Below are 21188 nucleotides of genomic sequence, written 5' to 3'. Positions count from 1 at the left end.
GCCTGAAAGACAATATCGAGTTTACGTTATAGAGTTATCCAAAAAGGTATTTACAGAAAGCATAAAATTCCGATCTGCAAATCCACAGTTTAATGGAGTGCTACAGTGCCTTTATGTAGGTATGACAAGCAAGACTCCAAGAGAACGATTTGAACAGCATAAGTCTGGCTACAGAAATAAAAAAGGCCATAAACTTTCCTCAAATATCGTTCAAAAGTACGGCTTGTATCTAAGGCCCAGCCTATACAACCATATAGAACCAATGTCAACAAGATTAGAGGCCATAAAAATGGAAGAAAAGCTAGCTATTGAATTAAGAAGACAACGATATGCGGTTTGGTTCAATTGATACAAAAAAGGTTAGACCAATCTTAAAAAATTGAAAAGTATAAATAAACGATTATCAAAAACTCACAACGCTTGTGAGCGCTTCGTCCGCATCTGAATGAATAAAATTGGCTTGGTATTTCATTGTGGTTACCAAATCACTGTGCCTATATAATTTTTGAAGCTTTTTAGGATGGATTTCTTCACCTGCTATGTGCCCAAAACTATGTCTGGCGATATGTGTCGTGAGTGGCTTTTCGACTTCCGCTTTTCTCGCCAATTTCTTTAAATATTGCATTGGTCATTATCCCCGCATTGGTTTTTGGTGGGATTCCGTTTGTTGCAGGTTATCTGGTGGCAAAGGCACGGTTTAAGAAGAAAGAATGAATTTACTCAATTTAAAATGATGATTTTCCATGAATAAAAAAGTTAGAACAAAAAGTTTGTTTACCGGTTTAATTACGGCATCTATGATACTCTTAAGTGCTTGTTCATCAATGAAAAAATGCCAGAATGGAGAAATGGGGACTTTAAAAATACTGGATTTAGATGGCTGCGGATGGGTAATTGAACTTAAAAGCGGAGATAAACTCCAACCCATAAATCTTGATTCTTTTGAAGTAACTAAACAAGAAGGTCTTTCAGTTAGTCTTAGCTATACGGAGGTAAATGACATGGCTAGCATCTGCATGGCAGGAAAAATGGTCAATCTTACTTGTTTGGAGGTTCAGCAGTGAACGAAAGGGTTTTAAAAATCCCCATATCATGTGAGCTCATAAAACTCGTTATGATCTATGTGATCAAAAACGTGCTGTAACACCCAGTTGTCCCGGGGCAAAATTCAGGTTCCAACTTACTTTTTTCTCATGTTCGTCATATTTCTCGCTATATCGGCCGTCAAGATAACGGTCAATGGATTCGACCGTGAAAATACTGATTGCAACACCCAAAGCAACATCTGTAAGCCAGTGTTCTCCATCCCACAATCTAGAAATGCCGGGAACCAAACCAACTGTGTAAATACTAGCTTTGACCCAAGGGTTTCTGAACTGCTTTGCAATCGCATATGCATTGGTGAAAGCGAGCATGGTGTGACCAGATGGGAAAGTATGGTAATCTCTGCTTGAGTTGAATGGGTCAAAAGTATCCTTTGTTTTCCCACTTACCGGACGAGCTCTTCCCACAAGAGATTTGGTCAACTGTTGTAACAACCCTGCAGAGGTGGCCGAGGCCACCAATAAAACTCCCGTACGTCTTAATTTTGTGTTTTTGGTCAATAAGCCTGTCAAGTATACCCCTCCCGTAAACATGTAATTGTATTGGGGGCTTCCGAATTTGGTTCCGTAATCTCTTATGAATCTAGGAATCCCTTCCTTTTGGTTTATTGAAAATTCAGAAGTTTCCTCATCAAAAATGTACAATATGCCCGTTCCGGCCATAGTGGCACCAAAAGTTTTCCATTGTTTTCCTTTCCAATGCAATGGCCTTGTATAGGAGTAACCTATGCCCCCAAAAACACTACCCATATCATATTTAAATAGCTGCCAGTTGGTTTGTGCAGTATCATAAGTATTCTGTGTTTGGGCAGAAACAGGACTTTGCCCTTGCGATCTAACTAAACCAACTAGAAAAAAAAGTAAAATTGAGATCATGATACCTTTCTTGCGAAAAATTCGATTTGGCACGTATTTATCCATAATGTATGATAGTGTTAAGAATGGCAAATTAATATTTTTTTATAATTCCCAGGATGGAGAAAGTAGTTGCATTCTCCTGTTTTCTCAACTACGACCAAAAAAACCATTCAAAGAATACACTTTCAAAAGTTGAAGATTCAAATTTTTGAAAGCCCGTATTTAAGAATAAGAAACTGACTGAATTTCTTTCCCAAGTCTTTTTAAAGTATGCATATTGCATCGCCTTATACGTAAAAAAGCCTTGAATATTAAATCCATTAACTTGTCCCTCTTGGCTAAAGGCAAAACCAAGGTACTTGTCAAATCCGTCATCCGTTAATTTCACTAGTGCAGCATCATGAAACCTGCCCTGCATGGCCCAATCCAAACCTCCAAAATACGTTGATCATCATAGGAAATTACCTGCCTCCCCGCTTTCAAGGACCATTGATCATTAAAAAACACCTGACCCCAATCCAGAAAATTGAACAATATTATTCACTAATTTGAGATGATTAATGCATCTTCGCCAAAAACCCTTCTTTGAACGTCTTTCCTATGGGTAGCACTGCTCCACTTATAAAAACCTGATTACCGTAAACCTTGGAGATATGTTGCATATTGATGAGATACGAGCGGTGTATCTGAACAAAACCGACATCTTGAAGTTTTTCGTTCCAGTGGCGTAGGCTATCCAAAATCAAGATTTCCCTTTCTGAGGTGACAATGTTCACATAGTCCACTTCAGCTTTGATGTATAAAATGTCCTGTGCTACTATGGAATAAATGGTCTTATCGGCATAGAGGAACAGTTGTTGGTTCTTTTTGTTTTGCCGTTTTAAAAGTTGCGTTCTGATTCGCGTTACTGCCTTAAAGAACCGCTCGTACGAAAAGGGCTTCACTAAGTAATCGACCACGGCTTCCTCAAATGCCTCAACAGCGTAATCGGTAAAGGCTGTTGTTACGATGATTTTGGGCGGATGGGCAAGGGTCTTTACAAACTGGAGTCCATTCAGCTCGGGTAATTGAACATCCAGGAAAAGGACATCTGCGGATTGAATTTCTTCTGGGGGAATATCCAATCCGCTTTCATAAGTGCCCAAATGGATTGTGAAAGGTGTCTTTTGAAGGAAGCCTTCCAAAATTTCCTGTGCTGCTTTTTCGTCTTCAAGTATGATACACCTCATAGTACAATGGATAGGTTGATATGAAAACTATGGTCCTCTTCCGCAACCCTTAAATCATGTTTTTCAGGGTACAAGAGTTTCAATCTCTCTTTTACATTGGCAATACCAATACCACTTTCTGACCAGTTGGTATCAATATTAGACTTGGTATCGAAGGGATTGGTACATGAAAAGAAAAAATCATGGCCATCACCGGTCATTCTAATGGTAATGAGGTGTTTTTTGCCCTTTAACACACTAGTATACTTAAAAGCATTTTCTACAAAAGGAATTAAAAGTAAGGGGGCTATTTGAACTTCTGGATTATCAATGGCGGTCGAAAACTGCACGTTGACCTTATCGGCCAACCGTTCTTGCTGCAATCCGATATATTCGGTTAGATGTTGTAATTCTTGCTTTAAAGAGACCCTGTCTTGTTGTCCTTCGTTAAAAAGATATCGAAATCCGTTGGATAATTTTAGAATGAGTTCCGGAGTCTTATCATCGTTTTTTAAGGCATTGGCATAAATGGTGTTCAGGGTATTAAATAGAAAATGCGGATTTATCTGTGCCTTCAGGGCACTTATCTCAGCTTGCTTTTTACCACGCGAAAGAGTATCTAACTGCATTTGTTGCTGGTATATATTTTTAACTGAATACAACGCAAAAAAGACTACGCCAAAACTGAGGTATGTTAACAAATCGGTGAAAAAATGCTGCCAAAAGTGAGTGTCCTTGGGGTGAAAATAACGGTCAGCGAATTCATATGTAACGGTATTGGCCACCAAGGCCAATACAGCCCATGGCAGATATTTCCTTTTGTTCATTTTTGGAAAAAACCAAAAAAAAAGAAAGTACGAAATGGTCATTTTAAAAAACAAGGAATTGAGTTCATGCGCAAAGGACATCATATACCCGCCCTCTCTTTCCGAATATTTCAGGTACGGATAAAACAACACTATCAACCATAGAAAAATGTGCAGCCAAGGCTCCACCCGCAGGAATTTCTGGTATATGCTTCGACTTTCCATGTTGGTAAGTTACGGGCTATTCGTATGAAATCACAATATCTTTGTAGGCGGCTTTTGCAAAGATGACATTTTCGCCCGTGGTGCCGCTAATCCTAAAAATGAGACGCCCTCCTGCAAATGGATTACAATCTTCGATATCGAAATAAGTAGTATCGTTCAGTTTGAACCAAAGTCGGTTCGCTTTCTTTCCAATTTCAACAGCATACCAGTGGCCCACTTCCATGACGTTTTCAGGAAGGGTTTGATAAAACCCACGGGAGTAGGGGGAGTTGTTTTTAAAGAAGAAGGGCTTGATCCCGTGTGAACGGTTGTTGAAGGTAAGATTGTAATGCTTCATTTGGGTGCGCCATTGCCAGACTTCTTGCGGAGTGGTTGTTTTGGTAGGAAGTGCAAACACTTCGCCACCTCCTTCTTGGGTGACCGAAAACAGATTAATGAGCACTGTGGATTCTGACAATGCCTTCACTTTATAACTTAGGATGAAATCTTTCTCAAAAAGTTTGGGACTGATCAAAAAGTACCCATTGGACCCCTCAATTTCCTCAACAATAAGTTCATTGCCAATGATTGTGGTTTTGCCCTTATCAAAGGTTTGCCAAGTAGCGAGTTCTTCCGGTGTTATTTGTACTTCTTTTGAAGAGGTTTGTCCGCAACCGGACAACATCGCGCCTATCAACGCTAACAAAGTAAGCTTTGTGTTTTTTTTCATAGTTTCTGTTTTAAGTAATCAATCCCTAGCCCCAGCATGGTCATAATTTCTTTGTTTTCTTTTTCTGACCTTTCCTTGGTTTTGAAAGAGTTTATAGTTAAGACTGAAGAGCACCCCAAAGGTCTGAGATTGAAACCTCCATAGCTCACTTTGGGTAATCTGCTCTGTAATCAGGGTTCCTTTGCGCAAATTGTTGTCGAGTACGTCAATAATCCGAAGATTGGCCACAAGCCTATTGTCCAAAAGCTTGGCCCGTACAGCCCAATCCAATCGATTTCTAGGTTGTATGAACCGAAATTCATTCTGGTTTTTTGGGGTATGCCTGTAAGTAATGTCAGTACTGATGTTCTTGGAAATCTTAAAAGTGTTTTTAAAGATGATACTTGATGCATAAAGGTCATCAAAGGTAATCTGTGTTTGTTGTTCTACTTTAGTGTAATAATAGTTCCCAGACAATTGGGTGTTCCAATAAGGTTTTAAAGTGTAGCGCAAATCAGTTTCAAAACCGTAGGACTGCTTTCTGCCAAGATTGTCAAAGCTTATTGTCTGTACACCGCCGGTATCGATGTCTTGTAACCAAACGATGACATCGGTGCGATTCCTATAGAATGCGGACAGAGACCAGGTAAGCGCTTTATTATTGTGCTGAACGTTCATTTCAAAGTTATCGCTGAACTCTGGTTTGAGCCCAGGGTTGGCCTTCCATTGAAAGTATTGGTTACCCATCTGAAAGGGATTGATGTGGTGAAAATTGGGCCTAGAGACCCTTTTGCTATAGCCAAGACTGACAGTATACTCCTCATTTAGTACATATGAAAAATGTAGTGACGGATAGAGGTTTCTGAAAACCAAATCTGTGGTCTCGTTGTTAAGGGTGTTGGCGGAATTTGAAGTAAAGTATTCATACCGCAACCCGGCTTGTGTATTAAAATCACCTAATTGCAACGAAGCCATTCCATAAATACCAAATATCTGTTCTTTGTAATCGAACACCTCGTTCTCACCTATGCCTTCACTAGGTTGGAAATAGTTAAAGCTTTCCAATTTTCGGTCATTCCACAACATTCCTGTTTCCATGGTCACTTTTTCGTTCAAAGGCAAAGTATGGTCCAAGGCAAATTGCTGTAGTGTATTCTTGTTCTGTTGTTCTTCCTCAAATAAGAACGCACCTTCTTCAAAGTCCGATGCGGGCAATAGATTTTCGTTCATCGCAATGTAGTAGTCCATCTCTATAAAATGACCCTCTTTGGCAAACTTTTTTAGATAGTTGGCATTTAGTTCGGTGGTTTCATGAGTGTGCGACGAATTACGGGTATAGACAAAATCGTCTCTGTTTGTCACATTAGAGTAGAAGGTGTTGTTGAAAAAACTGTGATAATCGTTGGTATAGTCAAACCCAAAGGAAAGTTCGTTGTTGTCGTCTATAAAAAAATCGAGACCCATAGAAATTTTGCGCACCAATCCGTTAAAATCATGGGGGGCAAAAAAATTACGGGTAGCGCCATTGGTATAGCGTTGGGCAATGGTCTGTTCGCTATCCATTTGGCGTCCAGCTTGTGAGGCTGTCCACCTAAAATTGGTTGATGTATAATTGTAATTACCTTCAATGCCATAATTGTAGCGTTTGGTCCCCACCCCAGAATTGAGGTTGAGGTTAAGCCCCCTTGCCCTCTTCTTTTTTAAAATGATGTTGATGATACCCGATAGACCATCGGCCTGATTTTTGGCGGAGGGTGAAGTGATAATTTCGACCTTTTGTACAGATGCAGCAGGCAATTGTTCTAATAGTTCACCAGCGCTGAGGCCAGAGGGTTTTCCATTGACGAGTAAACGTACATTACTGCTTCCGCGAAGGGATAGGGTACCTGTTCCCAAGTCGGTCTGTATCTCGGCAATTTGATCAAAAGCTTCGAGTACGGTCGCGCCCGCTTGTTGTAGGTCGGCTCCCAAATTAATCACTTTTCTATCTATTTTCAGAGTTGTGGTCGTTTGCTCGGCCTGCACCACAACTTCTTTTAATGCCACATTTGATGGTTGAAGGCCAATCTGCAGGTCGTTGGTGTCTTTTAGGTTAGATAAGATCATCGTCTTCATTTCATACCCAATGAAACTAACCTCGATATGAGTAATTTTTTTATCCGTTCGAATAGAGAAACGTCCACTTTCGTCCGTTGAGGTACCATCAGTCAATGCTTGCCCATTGAACAAGGCCACAGTGGCAAAAGGGATATTGGCCCCGGTGTCCACATCTTTGATTACACCACGGAACACCTGCATTTCTTGCGAAAAAGAAAAAGGACAGATACTACATAACAGCACAATAGAAAAATAACGGAACATGAGTAAACTTTAGGGCAAAAGTCTACTTCATCTCAGTACATAAAAATTTTAATCTGTGAACCTAGGCCGTGGCTCTGTGAATACATGGGTTTTGTTTTCTCAAGGACAATAGCATTTATCCTTTCTTTGAACCTTATAGTTTGGTTACGCGATTAATTGGTGATGATTTTCTTGATTAAAACAATTTGCCCTAGGTGATAGTAGCTGTGTTCAATGACACCCTCAATATTTCTTTGATATGTTCCGTAGTTTTCATCCACAAACGTGGAATTGAGTTTTTCATCTGACATCGCTTTCACATGAAGAACGAAATCATTGGAGTTAGAAATAAAATCCTCAACAAGCCTATTCCAATCAGCTTCAGAATTAATTGGCGCTAAATCAAAACTATATTTATCCCTTATTTCGAGTTTTCCACCTTTAAATACGTTAAGAATTCCACCTAAGTAATAGTTGATATGAAAGGTTATTTCGGCAATGCTGTTAAGATTCCTCGTTTTTTCAGAAGCTTGTATCCAAGTAACACCTTGAATCAAATCCTTAAAATTTGTATTTGCAACCCAATGACCATCAAGTAAAACTTCTTTTATTCTTCTGGATAAGGAGTTACTTCTATTCATTGTTTATTTGAGCTTTTAAATTGAAGCATCATTTGATTCGAAGATTTTCCATTTCAATCAAGAGTGATTCTTTTGTCAAACGATGAACCCTATTTTTTTACCCAACGAACATCTTTTCTACAAGTGCTTTTGATTGTGCAATTTCATATTCTGAAAAAATCTCTGGCCGCTTCAATATTTCCAAGGTACAAGTTAATATCCTTCATAAGTAAATCAAATCTTCAGCCATTAAAATTTCATATTCCCCTAATAATTTGTTATTCTTGAACTGAAGCTACTCGATTCTTTGTTTCATTCAAATCATATTTGGTTACCGGTATTTTTCTAATTCGCTTGCCAGAAGCATTGAAAATGGCATTTAGTACGGCTGGGGCCAATGGTGGCGTACCAGGTTCTCCCAGTCCGGACGGACGTTCATCACTTTTGATGAAAATTACCTCAATTTCCGGCAATTCATCCATCCTAAGTACTTTGTTGTTATGGAAATTACTCCTTTGTACAACACCATTCTCAACTTCCATTCCCCCATACTTTACTGCGGATAGGGCCCAAATAATTGATCCTTCGATCTGTCCCTTTCCAAAGTGTGGGTTTATGACCATGCCACAATGAACAATTGCAGTGACCTTGTCTACTTTAAAACCAAGTTCCTCATCCATGGTAACCTCAGCAATTTCAGCACAAATTGTATTGCCAAAATTCGCGATGGCAAAACCCTTTCCTTTTCCATTTGGGGTTTCCTGTGGCCACAATCCGTTAGTTTTAATATAATCCAGGATATCTATTTGTCTTTGCCTGATTATTTTCTTTCTTGGTAACATAAAGTCAATTACCCAATCGGGCATGTCTTTAGGGTCTCCCCAATCCACTTCGTGGCTTAGTAATTCCATGCGATAATCTAAAGGATCCTTGCTTAGCTTATGGGCCAACTCATCTACAAAACACTCTTTTGACAAGGCTGCAGAATGCTCTCCCACACTTCGCCATGCGCCTTCATGTAAGAGTGTTGACACCATGCTACGGTAACAACGAATATTTGGGAAGGCGTAATAATGCTCCCACTTTTCAGACCAGGTCACATACTCAACCGTACAAACCGCATTGTTTTCAATACCTGTTACGGATTTTTCTGGTGTTATTGCCGCTCTTAAATAGTTTTTCAAATAAGGTTGGAAATGATCGTTTCTTACTTCATCTTCCCTGGTCCATGTGATTTTTACCGGTTTATTGATGTTTTTGGAAATGAATGCCGCCTCAATTGATGTGTCCGCATGATAACGCCGGCCAAACGATCCTCCTGAGTTCAAAACATGGACAATCACTTTTTCTGGCAAAATTTCTAAAGCTTTGGCAACTTCTCCAATAGTTTGCTCGGAATCTTGAGTTCCTACCCAAATCTCACAGGAATCTCCACGAAAATCTGCAGTGGCATTCAGTGGTTCCATTAGTGCATGCGCTTGGTAAGGATTATCATATTCCATTTCCAAAATTTCGTTACTGCCATTTTCAAATCCCTCATCAATATTTCCAACATCCATGGTCATTATATCTGGTGAATCTTTTACAGCACCCATGTCATTATTTAGTGATGCAATGCTTCTGACTCCATTTTCACCTCCTTCCCACTCAACTTTAAGTGATTTTCTCGCTTTAAAGGCTATCCAAGTTGAAGTGGCAACTACCACAACTCCCTCGTTCACATATCCTAACACCGGATTCAATTCGTTCTTGATCTTATCAGAAAAAACAATTGGGAAAATATCTAGAACACCGTCAATTTTTTTCGCCTCCGTATCATCATAAGTTTTGAGTTTGCCTTGATAAATTGGACATTTTTCTATTGAGGCATAGACCATTCCTGGAACATCCATGTCTATTCCATATTTTGCGCTTCCGGAAATGACACTTTTGGTTATTCGGTTTTTAATTGGTTTGCCTATATAGCTGTATACTCCTGGTTTTTTTAAGACCACTTCATCCGGAATCGGTAATTTGGAAGCTACTTCGGCCAATTCACCAAACTCAAATTTTTCATCCGTCACAAGGTTGGTTATGTAACTATTTTTCACCTCCAACACTATAGGGTCAACATCCCATTTATTTGCTGCAGCTTGCTTTAGCAATTCCTTGGTAGTAGCACCTGCCGTACGTATAGAATCCCAGGCCCTGGATATAGAACCACTACCTCCTGTAGTACCCATTTCATGCCATGTATATTTGGGATTGTAATCCACTTGTTTGATTTTGATCTTTGCCCAATCTGCATCCAGCTCGTCAGCTATAATCGTAGGAATGGAAGTTCCGGTACCTTGTCCCATTTCATGCTTTGTGAGCATTATCGTAATCTCACCTGTAGAATCTATGGAAATAAATTTGTTGAATTCAACTTCTTCACCATTCAGATTAATTACATCTAAGTTTCCATACGTAGGGAGGCCAAAGGAAATTATCAACCCACCCCCAGCTTTACCACTTACTTTTAAAAAATTCCTCCTGCTAATGTTCATGGTTCCATGTTTTTAGCCGCCGCTTTAATAGCACTGCGAATTCTGGAATAGGTGCCACAGCGGCAGATGTTCCCTTTCATAGCTGTATTGATTTCTTCATCGGTTGGATTTGGAATACGATCCAAAAGAGCAGCCGCGGTCATAATCTGGCCAGATTGGCAGTATCCGCATTGAGGTACATCCTCCTCTTCCCATGCCACTTGAACAGGGTGGTCAGATTCCTTGGACAAACCTTCAATGGTAACAATGGACTTGCTATTTACTTTTTCTATAGGTATGCTGCAAGATCTAATTGGTAGATTGTTGATATGGACGGTACAAGCGCCACATTGTGCAATGCCACACCCATATTTAGTGCCATATAGCTTTAAAGTGTCCCTTAATACCCATAGCAATGGCGTATCTGGAGTAACATCAAAGGAATAAGTTTTGTCATTTACTTTCAACGAATAATTTGCCATCATCTATTGATTTTTGAATTGCTTTAATTCGGTTTCTAATAAAAATGGCGCCTCATTTTCCCATGTGTTTTGGATATAATTGACCACATCTATTATTTCTTTGTCCGTAAGTGCTATCGGTTTCATTCCAGCATCAAACCCAGAGCCGTATTTTATAAGCTTTATAGCCCTTTCCGTTTGGTCCATTGTGATATAATCTGGTTTTACAAGGGAAGGATATGTTCTTTCAATCCCCATACCATCTGGTTGATGACAGCTGATACAGTTTGTTATGTAAACTTCTTTTCCATTGGCAATACTTTCCTTTTCAGATTTTGGCTGACAGGATAATATTGCCAAAAAACAAAACGATAGGATCAAACGATGTTTCATACGCGATTGCCTTTTGCATTTGTGAAAAATAATTGTTTAGGGAATACTGTCATTTCCAATGGTCAGTTTAAGAATTAGAACTTGAGAATAATTGAACAAGGTAATTTTAAAACTAACTGAGGACAATCAACTATTGATTTTGGAAATCAGTAGACGTTTTTAAGAGTATATGATATCAATTTAACACCTTTTAACGAATCTTCTGGAAAATGGAGAACGACTAAACATCCTCTTTTGACCTAGCAGTTGAATGGTGATTCTCTTTATACCTACTTGGGCTTAAACCAGTTGATTTTTTAAATTCGGTATAGAATACGGATGGCGAATTAAAACCAACTTCGTAGGCAAGTATTTCTATTTTAGTATTGTAAGCATCAGGATTTTTCAACTTTTCCTTAAAAGCTTCAACACGAAAATGATTTACAGTTTCTGGAAAGCTTTTACTGTATAGTTCTTTAACGGCCTTCGTTACTATGTAGGAAGGTATATTATGTTCTTCTGAAAATTTAGCCAATGTAATTCCTGCTTTTATAAAAACAGCGTCCTTTTCAAAAGCATTTCTTACTTTATCCAAGCACTCCCTTGGAAATTTCTGGGTTACCGACTTGTTATACGTCATGGGCCATTTAATCGCACAAATGAATATGTAATAAATTGGTAATGATGCCAAACCTGCACCTATCGCATAATCTCTAATCCCAGCAGTAATATGTTGGTATACAAATGCACCCCATATAAGGCTTACTATAACTATAATTTGGATGTTCCATAGCCTAATATTTTCAAGATAATACTGTTTTCTTTTAGATTGGACAATGGAAATCACAATATACATGAGGAGCAATACTGTTGTGCTTTTATAAAGAATGGTAGTGGTGTATAGGTCAGCTGTTAAACAGATTACAACCCCAGTCATTGGAACAATAGCATGAAGTATATCTGTTTTTAGAAATTGTTTTTGGGGTTTCAAAGGTGAGCGAACATAGAAAAATAATAAGGGTCCTATACACGCAAGTCCAAAGTAACCGATTGCCAGCCCTATTGGAACCATACTTTCGAATATAAAAAACGCTATGGACTTACCTATTCTTAAGCCTATTGCTAAGAAGAGAAACCCAAGAAGCTTGTTTTTAAATGTATTCTTTGTTTTGACAGAAAAAAAATACGTTGCTAAAAACAAGCTTGCTGCTACGGCAATACCAGCGATCAATCCAAAAATTTTTAAATCATTCAAGATATTGTAAGTCCCTTTTAGATAAAGAATAACTATCTAAAACTAATGATTTTCTCATCCAATCATTGTCCGGTTAAATTATTTCTCAAATAAAAGATATAGTTGCTTTTAGATTGCGTGCTTACAAAACTTTCAGTTCCGGTGAATTACTAATTAGATTTATCCAATCTTCTTCTCTTCTTCTCTTTTTTTATTAAATAAAGCTCTCTTGAAGTCTGGCCTGCTACGGAAGTATTTTCTTCCGCTCGTCTAATTAAATACGGCATTACATCTCGCACCGGGCCAAAGGGAAGGTATTTTGCCACATTATATCCTTTTTCTGATAAATTATAACTGATGTGGTCACTCATGCCGTACAACTGGCCAAACCAAACTTTTTTATCATTTTCAAAAAGCCCTTTTTTATTCATCATGTCCATTAGTAAATACGAGCTATCTTCATTATGAGTCCCCGCAAATAGTGCTATATCTTTTAAATTATTCAACATATATTTTAGAGCTTCATTATACAATATGTCCGTGGCATTTTTATCAATGCAAATAGGGTCTTTATACCCATTAGAAAAAGCTCTTTCCCTTTCTTTTTCCATATAGGCTCCTCTAACGAGTTTCATACCGATTTTAAACCCTTTGGTTTTGGCTCGTTGATGAAGATTCTTTAAATAATCCAATCTATCCCATCGATAGGCTTGTAAAGTATTGAAAACGATGACCTGTTCTTCATTGTATTTTTCCATCATTTCTTCCACAAGTTCATCCGCTGCACTTTGCATCCAACTTTCTTCTGCATCAATTAGAACCGGAATACTGTATTCAAATGCTTTGCTGCATACCATATTGAAACGCTCCTTGATTGTTATCCATTCGGCCTTCTCAGATTCACTCAAAGAATTTCTCTCCGTCAGTTTTTGGTAAATCTTAAACCTCCCGAAACCGGTTGGCTTAAACACCACAAAAGGTATGGCACTGTTTTCTTTTGCATACTCCAAAATTTTTAATGTTTTCTGTACTGCATAATCAAATTGTTTTTCTTCTTCTTTGCCTTCAGCTGAATAATCTAAAACTGCATGTACATTTTTGGTTTGCATTCTTTTTATAACCCTGAGACAATCTTCTTCATTGATGCCGCCACAAAAATGGTCGAATACCGTAGAGCGAATTAATTTTTCAACAGGCAGGTTGGCTTTTAGAGCAAATTTTGTGACTGCTGCCCCAATTTTAACCAAGGGCTCTTTTTTTATTAATTCGAATAAAAAAAGAGCCCTATCCAGTTCTGAATCTGATTTTAGGGCCAAAGCGATTTCAGTATTGTCAAATATTTTTTTCATCTAGTTTTGGTATTCAATAAATTGTTTAAAAGAAGATATAGTGCTCCTGAGACTATCAAGGATAGAACAGCCGGTATACCTATAGGATACACGTATTGTGTGAAGTACCCAACCAGTAGTCCAATTATTATACTTACTGTTGCCAACCAGTTCCATGATTGTTTTGATGTTAACATGATCTTATCAACGAAAAAGTAGTGACTCATGATTACTCCTGCAATAACTGGAATAATTAGAGCTGTTGCGTATAAGAAATTAACAAACTGATTCATGATCCCCAGTAGTGCCAATAAAATGCCTACAAGAGCAAATACCAATGTCAATACTTTTCTGCTCTTCCCATCATTTAAATTGAACATATTGCACAATACCAGGCCACCCGTATAATTACTTACTAGTTGACTCGTCCATGTAGCCACCCATAAAACAACAAAACCCCAAGCTGGAAAACCTAGTTCTTGCATGACCTGTACGATATCTGAATTTCCAGTACCAATAGACATAATTCCACCTACTATGAATAATGGAAAACCAACTATTATTATACCTAATGGGATTAAAATATTATCCCTCCAAGTAGGTTTTGCAAATCTGGTATAATCAGGAGCTATTAACCACTGGGCGACATTGATGCTGATGACTAAATTAATGGCCTCAATAAAGGACATATTGCCTTCAGGGTTCCATGTAGATATTTTCTCCCAACCAAGATTACTAAAGGAAAGATACAGTGCAACAGTAACTAAGAGTAAGCCTGCAGGAATAGCTATATAATCTACCCATTTGATAGATGCGTATCCTAATATTGAAGGAATGGCAAAAAGCAATCCGATAATTGTAGTACTCAAAATGTATAAAAACAAGTTCTCATCTTTGTTGATTCCTAACAAGGCACTAAAAGCATCGGCAGCCACGGAAGTCTGAATGGCCCACCAGCCCAATGTCAAAATTAAAATAACGATGCCCACAATTATTCTAGACTGCTCTTTTCCAAAACTTAATGCAGCCAATGCGGATGATGTCAGCCCAGTTTTCGCCCCTATGTAACCTTGTATCGCATTTCCGATCCATTGGAAGAAAACCAATCCAATCAACAAGATTCCAATAATTTCCAACAAGCTAAAATTCCCAATTAGAATTCCTCCTACCAATAGCACGGGGATACAAAATTCTAGCCCGCCAAAAATAAAAGCAGGAACATACCAAGGCTGACGCTGGTTTTCTGGAATGGAAGTTAAAACTGAATCTATATTTTCTTGTGAATTCTTTGAGGTATTTTCCATGTTTAAAAAGTTTAAGTTGTCAGTTCTCTTTTCGTAAGCCATTTCTGCAGATGGTTATAGACTATTGCCAAAATCAAGACAAAAATTGAGGTCAACACCCCAAGAGCTACATTGTAATAGGGTTCAATGGTAAGCGAAATCCGAATGAGGATAGTGGCCAGAACAAAGGCTGTGTATCGAAAAACACGATAATAGTTAATGGTATAACGCAATGCAACCAATACAATGGTGATATCCGTAAAAATCAAAACGGTATAGAACGTATCAAAGGAGTGTAAGTACGTTCCCGTTTGTATGAGCACAATGAAGTCTCGAATTCCTATCAAAAAGAAGGAGATCAATAAAAAAAGTGCCAATAATTTTTTGATACGCACAAATTGTGTTTGGTTCACATAGGTTTCGGATAACCTTATTTTACTGTTCAATCTGTGTGTAAACCCCATTACCGCAAAAATCACTAAAGCTCCAAAAGAGTATACCAACATGCTTTGAATGGTTTCTTTGCTATCGCTCCATAACAGGAAACTATCTAAGTGACTAAACTCTTTAAATGCATCTCGCAAAAAAATAAGTGATAGTAATTCAAATTGCTTACCCAAAGACCTTGAAACTGACTTGGGCAGAACAAAAATCAAACTCAATAATTCTAAAATGAGAAGTATGGTAAAGGCTACTTCTATTGCAAAAAATGGGTGTTTAAAAACGTTGTTAAATGGGCCTACGGATATTATTTTATAATAAGCCAAGGAGCTACATATTCCAGATAGTATAAATGACAACACCAAGAATGTGCTTATTCTTTGAATAATTCTTGGGCTTTCCCAAAACAGAACTTGCTGATCAAACAGTTTAATAATTGACTTTATCATTCAATTCAATTTTGCAGTTGGCACCATTTAAGTTTAAAAAAGCGAAGAGTTTCTCCGCTTTTTTTGCAACTAAATCAAAATAAACTGCTTACACTTAAAAATTACTTTTGCAGAGCGTTAAATAGAAAGAATAGGATTTTACTATCTTCCAATGTTTCCGTTTCACGTATTTCTTCCTTATTCAAGTAAATCAAATCGCCTTTGTTCATCACTTTTTCATTACCATCTTTGGTGGATACTTTTAATTTTCCAGAAATCAAATAAGATATCTCATGAAAACCTAAAGTCTTAAAGGGAAGTAGGTGACCTTTTGCTAAGACTACTGAACCGCATTGTACGACTACACCTTTTTCTTGTTTATGGATGATATTTTTTAAATAGGACTCATCTATTCCAGGAAATGTCAATTCTTTAACTTCCATTTTATGTATAAATAGTTATTGAACCGGAGAAAAATTGTAATGCTCTAATGCTTGTTCTTTTGTAATGTATCCATTCTTTACATCCCATTTTACCTTGTCTAAAGGCCTGTTCTCGGGGTTGCCATATCCGCCACCGGTTGCCGTTACCAGTTTTACCTTATCTCCCTTGTTGAGCTTTACATTGGTTACGATGTTGTATTGCTCTTCGGTGCCATCAGTTCTTATTACGGTAAAATAATTGTAACTCCCCTCTTTACCTTCGTTAAGTCCCCATGTTGGAATTGAATACCCTAAAAACGCTCCTGTTAAAAATGCTTCATCAGATAAAACCTTAAATGTTAGATACTGTCCATTTCCTCCTTGAAATTCTCCATATCCACCACCTTCGTTATGAAAAGCATATTCTTCGACGACCACTCCATATTTTCTTTCTCGGGTTTCGGCAGGGATATTATAAGATTCGCCATGTGCATAAGAGAATTGCCCACGGTTTCCATCGTGAAAAGCGCATCCACCCCAACCACCGGAAAGTGGTTCCGCCTGCACATAAAATTCATTGGTTACTGGGTGAATTCCAGAAATATAAGTCACACATACTGATCTAAAATGACCGGCCGGTAATTTTTCTGGAACTACAGGACCTAATGTTCTTAACAATAAATCTATTGCTGCCAAGAAAACTTCATAATAAACAGATATCGGAGCGGGTGATTTGGCACTCACAATAGTGTTTTCTGGACAGATTAGTTTTACATGTTTAAAGGATCCATTGTTAGCAGGTAGTGTCGGTGTGGTTATCGCCTTAAAAGTTGCTCTTACTGCAGTTTCCAATCCGGTTCTAGATAAATTCAAAGGGCCTTTTAGCTGTTCATGAGATCCTGTAAAATCGCAGGTCATATTCTCATTGGAGATTGTTATTTTCAATTTCAATGGAAAAGGTCCATTGCCAAAACCATCATTTTCTATCCAACCTATGTTTTCATAAACACCATTTGGAATTTTTTGCAACTCCTTTAAACTAATGCGCTCACCATATTCCATAAATTCTTCGGCGGCTTGTTTGTAAGCTTCCAAACCATATTTATCAATAAGTTTAATTATTCTTTCTGCTCCCACATCATTGGCGGCAATACCCGAAAATAAATCCCCTAAAGTGCTTTTAGGAAGTCTTACATTTGCTTCTAACATCTTAATAAGAGCTTGGTTTAACTTACCTTCTTCTTTTATTTTAACAAAGGGAAAATGGATGCCCTCTTGGAAAATTTCAGTTGATACTGTTGATACCGAACCTGGATTTGTTCCCCCTATATCTGTCCAATGTGCTTTGTTTACCGTAAATGCCACGCGTTCACCTTTATAGAAAATCGGTGTAATTAGAGCAATATCCGATAAGTGTGTCCCGCCTCCCGCATAAGGCGTGTTGGCCATAATGACATCGCCTTCTTTTAAAGGGTTGTCCTCTCCAAAACGTTCCAAAGTTTCTTCTACAACAAGACTCATTGCGGCCAAAAATGTAATTACCCCATTTCCTTGAGCCAGCAATCGGCCTTCTCCGTCTGTAATTCCAACAGCATAATCCAATGCTTCGTAAATGATAGGACTCATACTGGTCCGCTGAATAGTTTCAAACATGGCCTCCCCAATAGAGATCAATGAATCTTGAATGATATCTGATGTAAATTTGTTTAAGCTCATGATTGTTGAGGTTTACTGATAATAATGTTTGCATACGCATCAATTTTAAATTGATGGTTTGGCGGCACAACTGTTGATGTGGATTGTTCAACTATAATGGCAGGACCTTGTACAAGCATGTCAGGAGTCAATTTATTCCTATCAAAAAAGTTGCACTCGTGTATTCCCGACTCGTCAAAATCTACTTTTTCAGTGGCAATTAAGGCGTCTTTAATTGAATTACCTTTTGATTCTACTTTGGCAATCACAGGCTTGTTTACAATAACTTCAGCTACCAAGTGATAGTTGACAATTTCAATTTTGGTATCGGATAGACTAAAAGCATATCTCTTTTTGTGCAGTTGATGAAAATCCTTCTCAATTTCATCGATTTTTAGATTGTTCAAGTCAGCTAACCTCAGTTTTACCGAATGTTCTTGCCCAGCGTAGCGCAGATCTAAATAATATTCAAAAATGATGTCTTCTTTTTGATAGGAGTCCCTTTCGTAAGCATTTATTGCTTCATTTTTCATTTCTTGAAAGACACTCTTTAACATTAAGAAATTATCAACATTCAAGTTCATCACATCTGTGCGAATGTAATCTCTCCTTAAATCTGACATTAGCATTCCAAAGGCTGAAAAAACACCGGCATTTAATGGTACTATCACCTCGGGCATTTGCAATTCTTCGGCCAAATAAGCTCCGTGCATTGGGCCACCACCTCCAATAACCACTAAAGAAAAGTCCCTTGGGTCATAACCCTTATTTACAGATACGCTTTTTAAGGCATTGATCATATTGGAATTAGCCACTCGAATAACACCGCGTGCTACTTCTTCCAAAGTCATGTCCAATTCTTTGCAGAGCGGCCTTGCTGCTTTCTCCAGACTATCAAAGTCTGGTTTTAGTTCACCGCCTAAAAAGTAATCTTTGTGTATACGGTTACACACGACGTTGGCATCTGTGGTTGTGAAACTAGAGCCTCCTTTACCATAAGACGAAGGCCCCGGATTAGCTGCAGTACTTTTTGGTCCAACACGCATCTTGCCACCATCATCTAACCAGGCAATACTGCCGCCACCATTACCAATTTCTACTATATCTATAACTGGTGTGAGTATTGGAAACCCAGCCTGGGTTTTTGTTTTTTCAATATTATAGGTAGTTACTATTTTGGGGATTCCATTTTCAATCAATGAACATTTTGCTGTAGTACCACCAATGTCCAGTACTAATAAGTTTTCTTTACCAATAGTTCTACCCAAAACAACAGCACCTAGCATGCCACTTGCTGGTCCCGATTCTATTAGGGTGATGGGATTTGCCTTTACATCTTCAACGGTGGTAATGCCACCGTTAGATTGCATGATGTACAGGTTATTTTTATATCCTAATTTTTGTAAGTGGTGGGTTAGATTGTTTAAGTATTTTGTAGCTATTGGTTTTACATAAGCAGAAAGCACAGTGGAACTCGTTCGCTCATATTCTCTCCATTCTCTAGTAACTTCATGCGATGTTATGACTTCGAATTGTGGATATTTGGAGCGTATATAGTCAGCTAATTTTTTCTCGTGAACGGGGTTCTTGTAGCCGTGCAGAAAACAAACGGCAATGGCTTCCACACCTTCTTTTATAAACTGTGTGATATGTGTGTCTACAGTTGTCTCATCTAGAGGAGTAATGATTTCGCCCAAGTAATTAATACGCTCTTTTACTTCTTGCCTTAGATATCTATCAACAAACGGATCCTCTTTTTTAAAGTTGAAATTATATAAATCTGGTCTTGTACCTCTGGCAATTTCCAGAACATCTCTAAAGCCTTCAGTGGTAATTAATGCAGTTTTAGAGCCTTTCCTTTCTGTTATGGCATTAATGACCACGGTTGTACCGTGAGCAAAAAAATCAATGGTATTTAAATCTAAATCTATTTTTTTAATAGTATTTAAGATTCCTTTTTCAAATTCTCCCGGTGTTGTGCTGGATTTAGATACTTGGACCTTTTTAACTTCTTTACTTTTCTTGTCATAATCAAAAAACACAAGATCGGTAAAGGTTCCTCCTATATCTGTTGCGACTCTCATATTTCCTATTTATTGGTTACCCTAACTACAATTTTCCCTACTTGCTGATTCGAAAGCATGTACTCATAGGCCTTTTTGTAATCTTCGAAATCAAAGACCTTACTCACTATAGGTTTTAGAGCTTCTTTTTCAATTCTTTCTAGGATATAAGCTTTGCACTCATTTAGTTTATCAATGTCCTCTACATGGTTGAATTGGGAATAGGCATCCATCACCGCTTTTTTCCTAATTAGAGGAACCAAAGGGTATGGCGTTGGGTTTGGATCTAGTAATCCGTAAATTATAACCACTGCTCCCATGGATAAGGAGTCCAAATATTCGTTACAAAAATTCCCTGCTATAGGATCGTACACAAAACTGACACCTTCTCCTTCAGTTATTTCCATTAACCTTTCCCCGACCGACTCCTCGTTTGATATAATAAGGTGATCGATACCGAGTTTTTTGAGATCATCCTTTTTAGCACTTGTTCTAGTAGAGCCTATAATTGTGGCTCCTGCATCTTTTGCCAATTCGAAGCAACCGTACCCTGCTGAACTGGAAATAGCCGGAATAAAAACATAATCTCCTTTTTTTACATTACCTACATGAAACAAGGCAAAATAAGCTGTAGAGTATTGCATCCAAATAGAACAAGCTTCCTCTATGGTCAAGTTTTCTGGAGCCTTAGTTAAATAGTCTTGTGGCACAACAGCATATTCTCCCTGCACACCATATTTTGCTGTATTGAACGGTATGGAGGTAACCCTATCCCCAACTTTAAAATCGGTTACATTGGTGCCAACTTTAACAACTTCTCCTGTTGCTTCTGACCCAATCCGTGAAGGAAAATCAGGTAAAGTCGTATGGAAACCTTGATAATGAAGAACATCGGCTCTATTTAGGGCAAAAGCATCAACTTTAAATAAGACCTCATCATTAATCGGGTCTTCGATAGTTACGTCCTCAATAGCTAGTACATCTAACTCTCCTGTTTCATGAAATCTTACTATTCTACAATTTACACTCATGTTTTTGATTTAAAATTAGAAATGGGTTAACCTACCTTCATACCTGAACTCAGGTATGAAGTAACATATATGCTT

The 21188-nt window shown here is 38.1% G+C and carries 19 protein-coding genes and 1 pseudogene; 2 read left to right on the top strand and 18 right to left on the bottom strand.

Annotated features, from left to right (window positions below; all coding sequences use genetic code 11):
* The first annotated feature begins 121 nt into the window (after positions 1-121).
* A complete protein-coding gene (locus SJY44_RS17910; protein ID WP_396590739.1) occupies positions 122-349 on the top strand; it encodes a hypothetical protein in 228 nt (75 codons plus the stop codon).
* Between the two features lie 54 nt (positions 350-403).
* Here SJY44_RS17910 and SJY44_RS17905 read toward each other — a convergent pair.
* Positions 404-616, bottom strand: a pseudogene (locus tag SJY44_RS17905) (tyrosine-type recombinase/integrase); the annotation flags it as partial.
* A gap of 127 nt (positions 617-743) precedes the next feature.
* Here SJY44_RS17905 and SJY44_RS17900 point away from each other — a divergent pair.
* Positions 744-1064, top strand: coding sequence for a hypothetical protein (locus tag SJY44_RS17900; RefSeq protein WP_396590738.1), 321 nt, complete (start codon positions 744-746; stop codon positions 1062-1064).
* 63 nt (positions 1065-1127) lie between these two features.
* Here the strand turns inward: SJY44_RS17900 and SJY44_RS17895 are convergent, their stop codons facing one another.
* From SJY44_RS17895 to SJY44_RS17815, 17 genes are all read right to left on the bottom strand, one after another.
* Complete coding sequence (locus SJY44_RS17895) at positions 1128-1979, bottom strand: phosphatase PAP2 family protein (protein WP_396590737.1); 852 nt, start codon at positions 1977-1979, stop codon at positions 1128-1130.
* Positions 1980-2518: 539 nt separating this feature from the next.
* Positions 2519-3190, bottom strand: a complete 672-nt coding sequence (locus tag SJY44_RS17890; protein WP_396590736.1) for a LytR/AlgR family response regulator transcription factor — start codon at positions 3188-3190, stop codon at positions 2519-2521.
* Entirely contained in the window at positions 3187-3996 is an 810-nt protein-coding gene (locus SJY44_RS17885; protein WP_396590735.1) for a sensor histidine kinase, read from the bottom strand. Before SJY44_RS17885 ends, SJY44_RS17890 begins: the two co-directional genes overlap by 4 nt.
* A 220-nt stretch (positions 3997-4216) precedes the next feature.
* A complete protein-coding gene (locus tag SJY44_RS17880) occupies positions 4217-4909 on the bottom strand; it encodes a hypothetical protein (RefSeq protein WP_396590734.1) in 693 nt (230 codons plus the stop codon).
* A gap of 18 nt (positions 4910-4927) precedes the next feature.
* Positions 4928-7249: a TonB-dependent receptor domain-containing protein gene (locus tag SJY44_RS17875; protein WP_396590733.1), complete on the bottom strand. Its 2322-nt coding sequence runs from the start codon at positions 7247-7249 to the stop codon at positions 4928-4930.
* A gap of 152 nt (positions 7250-7401) precedes the next feature.
* On the bottom strand, positions 7402-7869 hold the full coding sequence (locus tag SJY44_RS17870; protein ID WP_396590732.1) for a DinB family protein: 468 nt from the start codon (positions 7867-7869) through the stop codon (positions 7402-7404).
* A 257-nt stretch (positions 7870-8126) separates the two neighbouring features.
* Entirely contained in the window at positions 8127-10376 is a 2250-nt protein-coding gene (locus SJY44_RS17865; protein WP_396590731.1) for a molybdopterin cofactor-binding domain-containing protein, read from the bottom strand.
* A complete protein-coding gene (locus SJY44_RS17860) occupies positions 10373-10837 on the bottom strand; it encodes a (2Fe-2S)-binding protein (RefSeq protein WP_396592103.1) in 465 nt (154 codons plus the stop codon). The genes SJY44_RS17865 and SJY44_RS17860 overlap by 4 nt, the downstream gene beginning before the upstream one ends.
* A gap of 3 nt (positions 10838-10840) precedes the next feature.
* Positions 10841-11209, bottom strand: coding sequence for a c-type cytochrome (locus tag SJY44_RS17855; RefSeq protein ID WP_396590730.1), 369 nt, complete (start codon positions 11207-11209; stop codon positions 10841-10843).
* 220 nt (positions 11210-11429) lie between these two features.
* A complete protein-coding gene (locus tag SJY44_RS17850; protein WP_396590729.1) occupies positions 11430-12443 on the bottom strand; it encodes a helix-turn-helix domain-containing protein in 1014 nt (337 codons plus the stop codon).
* Between the two features lie 149 nt (positions 12444-12592).
* Entirely contained in the window at positions 12593-13771 is a 1179-nt protein-coding gene (locus tag SJY44_RS17845) for a proline dehydrogenase family protein (protein WP_396590728.1), read from the bottom strand.
* Positions 13768-15054 (bottom strand): cytosine permease, encoded by a 1287-nt coding sequence (locus tag SJY44_RS17840; RefSeq protein ID WP_396590727.1) that lies wholly within the window; start codon positions 15052-15054, stop codon positions 13768-13770. The genes SJY44_RS17845 and SJY44_RS17840 overlap by 4 nt, the downstream gene beginning before the upstream one ends.
* Positions 15055-15065: 11 nt before the next feature.
* Positions 15066-15923 (bottom strand): hypothetical protein, encoded by an 858-nt coding sequence (locus tag SJY44_RS17835; RefSeq protein ID WP_396590726.1) that lies wholly within the window; start codon positions 15921-15923, stop codon positions 15066-15068.
* A 101-nt stretch (positions 15924-16024) separates the two neighbouring features.
* On the bottom strand, positions 16025-16345 hold the full coding sequence (locus tag SJY44_RS17830) for a cupin domain-containing protein (protein WP_396590725.1): 321 nt from the start codon (positions 16343-16345) through the stop codon (positions 16025-16027).
* A gap of 15 nt (positions 16346-16360) precedes the next feature.
* Positions 16361-18040 carry a hydantoinase B/oxoprolinase family protein gene (locus SJY44_RS17825; RefSeq protein ID WP_396590724.1) on the bottom strand — a complete coding sequence of 560 codons (1680 nt, stop codon included), beginning with the start codon at positions 18038-18040 and terminating at the stop codon, positions 16361-16363.
* Positions 18037-20103 carry a hydantoinase/oxoprolinase family protein gene (locus tag SJY44_RS17820; RefSeq protein WP_396590723.1) on the bottom strand — a complete coding sequence of 689 codons (2067 nt, stop codon included), beginning with the start codon at positions 20101-20103 and terminating at the stop codon, positions 18037-18039. The genes SJY44_RS17825 and SJY44_RS17820 overlap by 4 nt, the downstream gene beginning before the upstream one ends.
* A 5-nt stretch (positions 20104-20108) precedes the next feature.
* Complete coding sequence (locus SJY44_RS17815) at positions 20109-21113, bottom strand: zinc-dependent alcohol dehydrogenase family protein (protein WP_396590722.1); 1005 nt, start codon at positions 21111-21113, stop codon at positions 20109-20111.
* Between the last annotated feature and the right edge of the window lie 75 nt (positions 21114-21188).

The sequence above is a fragment of the Allomuricauda sp. R78024 genome, from assembly GCF_044596045.1.
Classification (GTDB): domain Bacteria; phylum Bacteroidota; class Bacteroidia; order Flavobacteriales; family Flavobacteriaceae; genus Flagellimonas.
Note: the sequence above shows the minus strand (reverse complement) of the source record. Positions and strands in the feature narration are given on the sequence as shown.

Coding starts and splice junctions, on each gene's coding strand:
- SJY44_RS17860 (WP_396592103.1), bottom strand. CDS start 10,837: ATGGCAAATTATTCGTTGAAAGTAAATGACAAAACTTATTCCTTTGAT.
- SJY44_RS17835 (WP_396590726.1), bottom strand. CDS start 15,923: ATGATAAAGTCAATTATTAAACTGTTTGATCAGCAAGTTCTGTTTTGG.
- SJY44_RS17910 (WP_396590739.1), top strand. CDS start 122: ATGACAAGCAAGACTCCAAGAGAACGATTTGAACAGCATAAGTCTGGC.
- SJY44_RS17865 (WP_396590731.1), bottom strand. CDS start 10,376: ATGAACATTAGCAGGAGGAATTTTTTAAAAGTAAGTGGTAAAGCTGGG.
- SJY44_RS17875 (WP_396590733.1), bottom strand. CDS start 7,249: ATGTTCCGTTATTTTTCTATTGTGCTGTTATGTAGTATCTGTCCTTTT.
- SJY44_RS17840 (WP_396590727.1), bottom strand. CDS start 15,054: ATGGAAAATACCTCAAAGAATTCACAAGAAAATATAGATTCAGTTTTA.
- SJY44_RS17895 (WP_396590737.1), bottom strand. CDS start 1,979: ATGATCTCAATTTTACTTTTTTTTCTAGTTGGTTTAGTTAGATCGCAA.
- SJY44_RS17825 (WP_396590724.1), bottom strand. CDS start 18,040: ATGAGCTTAAACAAATTTACATCAGATATCATTCAAGATTCATTGATC.
- SJY44_RS17885 (WP_396590735.1), bottom strand. CDS start 3,996: ATGAACAAAAGGAAATATCTGCCATGGGCTGTATTGGCCTTGGTGGCC.
- SJY44_RS17900 (WP_396590738.1), top strand. CDS start 744: ATGAATAAAAAAGTTAGAACAAAAAGTTTGTTTACCGGTTTAATTACG.
- SJY44_RS17880 (WP_396590734.1), bottom strand. CDS start 4,909: ATGAAAAAAAACACAAAGCTTACTTTGTTAGCGTTGATAGGCGCGATG.
- SJY44_RS17845 (WP_396590728.1), bottom strand. CDS start 13,771: ATGAAAAAAATATTTGACAATACTGAAATCGCTTTGGCCCTAAAATCA.
- SJY44_RS17820 (WP_396590723.1), bottom strand. CDS start 20,103: ATGAGAGTCGCAACAGATATAGGAGGAACCTTTACCGATCTTGTGTTT.
- SJY44_RS17830 (WP_396590725.1), bottom strand. CDS start 16,345: ATGGAAGTTAAAGAATTGACATTTCCTGGAATAGATGAGTCCTATTTA.
- SJY44_RS17870 (WP_396590732.1), bottom strand. CDS start 7,869: ATGAATAGAAGTAACTCCTTATCCAGAAGAATAAAAGAAGTTTTACTT.
- SJY44_RS17815 (WP_396590722.1), bottom strand. CDS start 21,113: ATGAGTGTAAATTGTAGAATAGTAAGATTTCATGAAACAGGAGAGTTA.
- SJY44_RS17855 (WP_396590730.1), bottom strand. CDS start 11,209: ATGAAACATCGTTTGATCCTATCGTTTTGTTTTTTGGCAATATTATCC.
- SJY44_RS17890 (WP_396590736.1), bottom strand. CDS start 3,190: ATGAGGTGTATCATACTTGAAGACGAAAAAGCAGCACAGGAAATTTTG.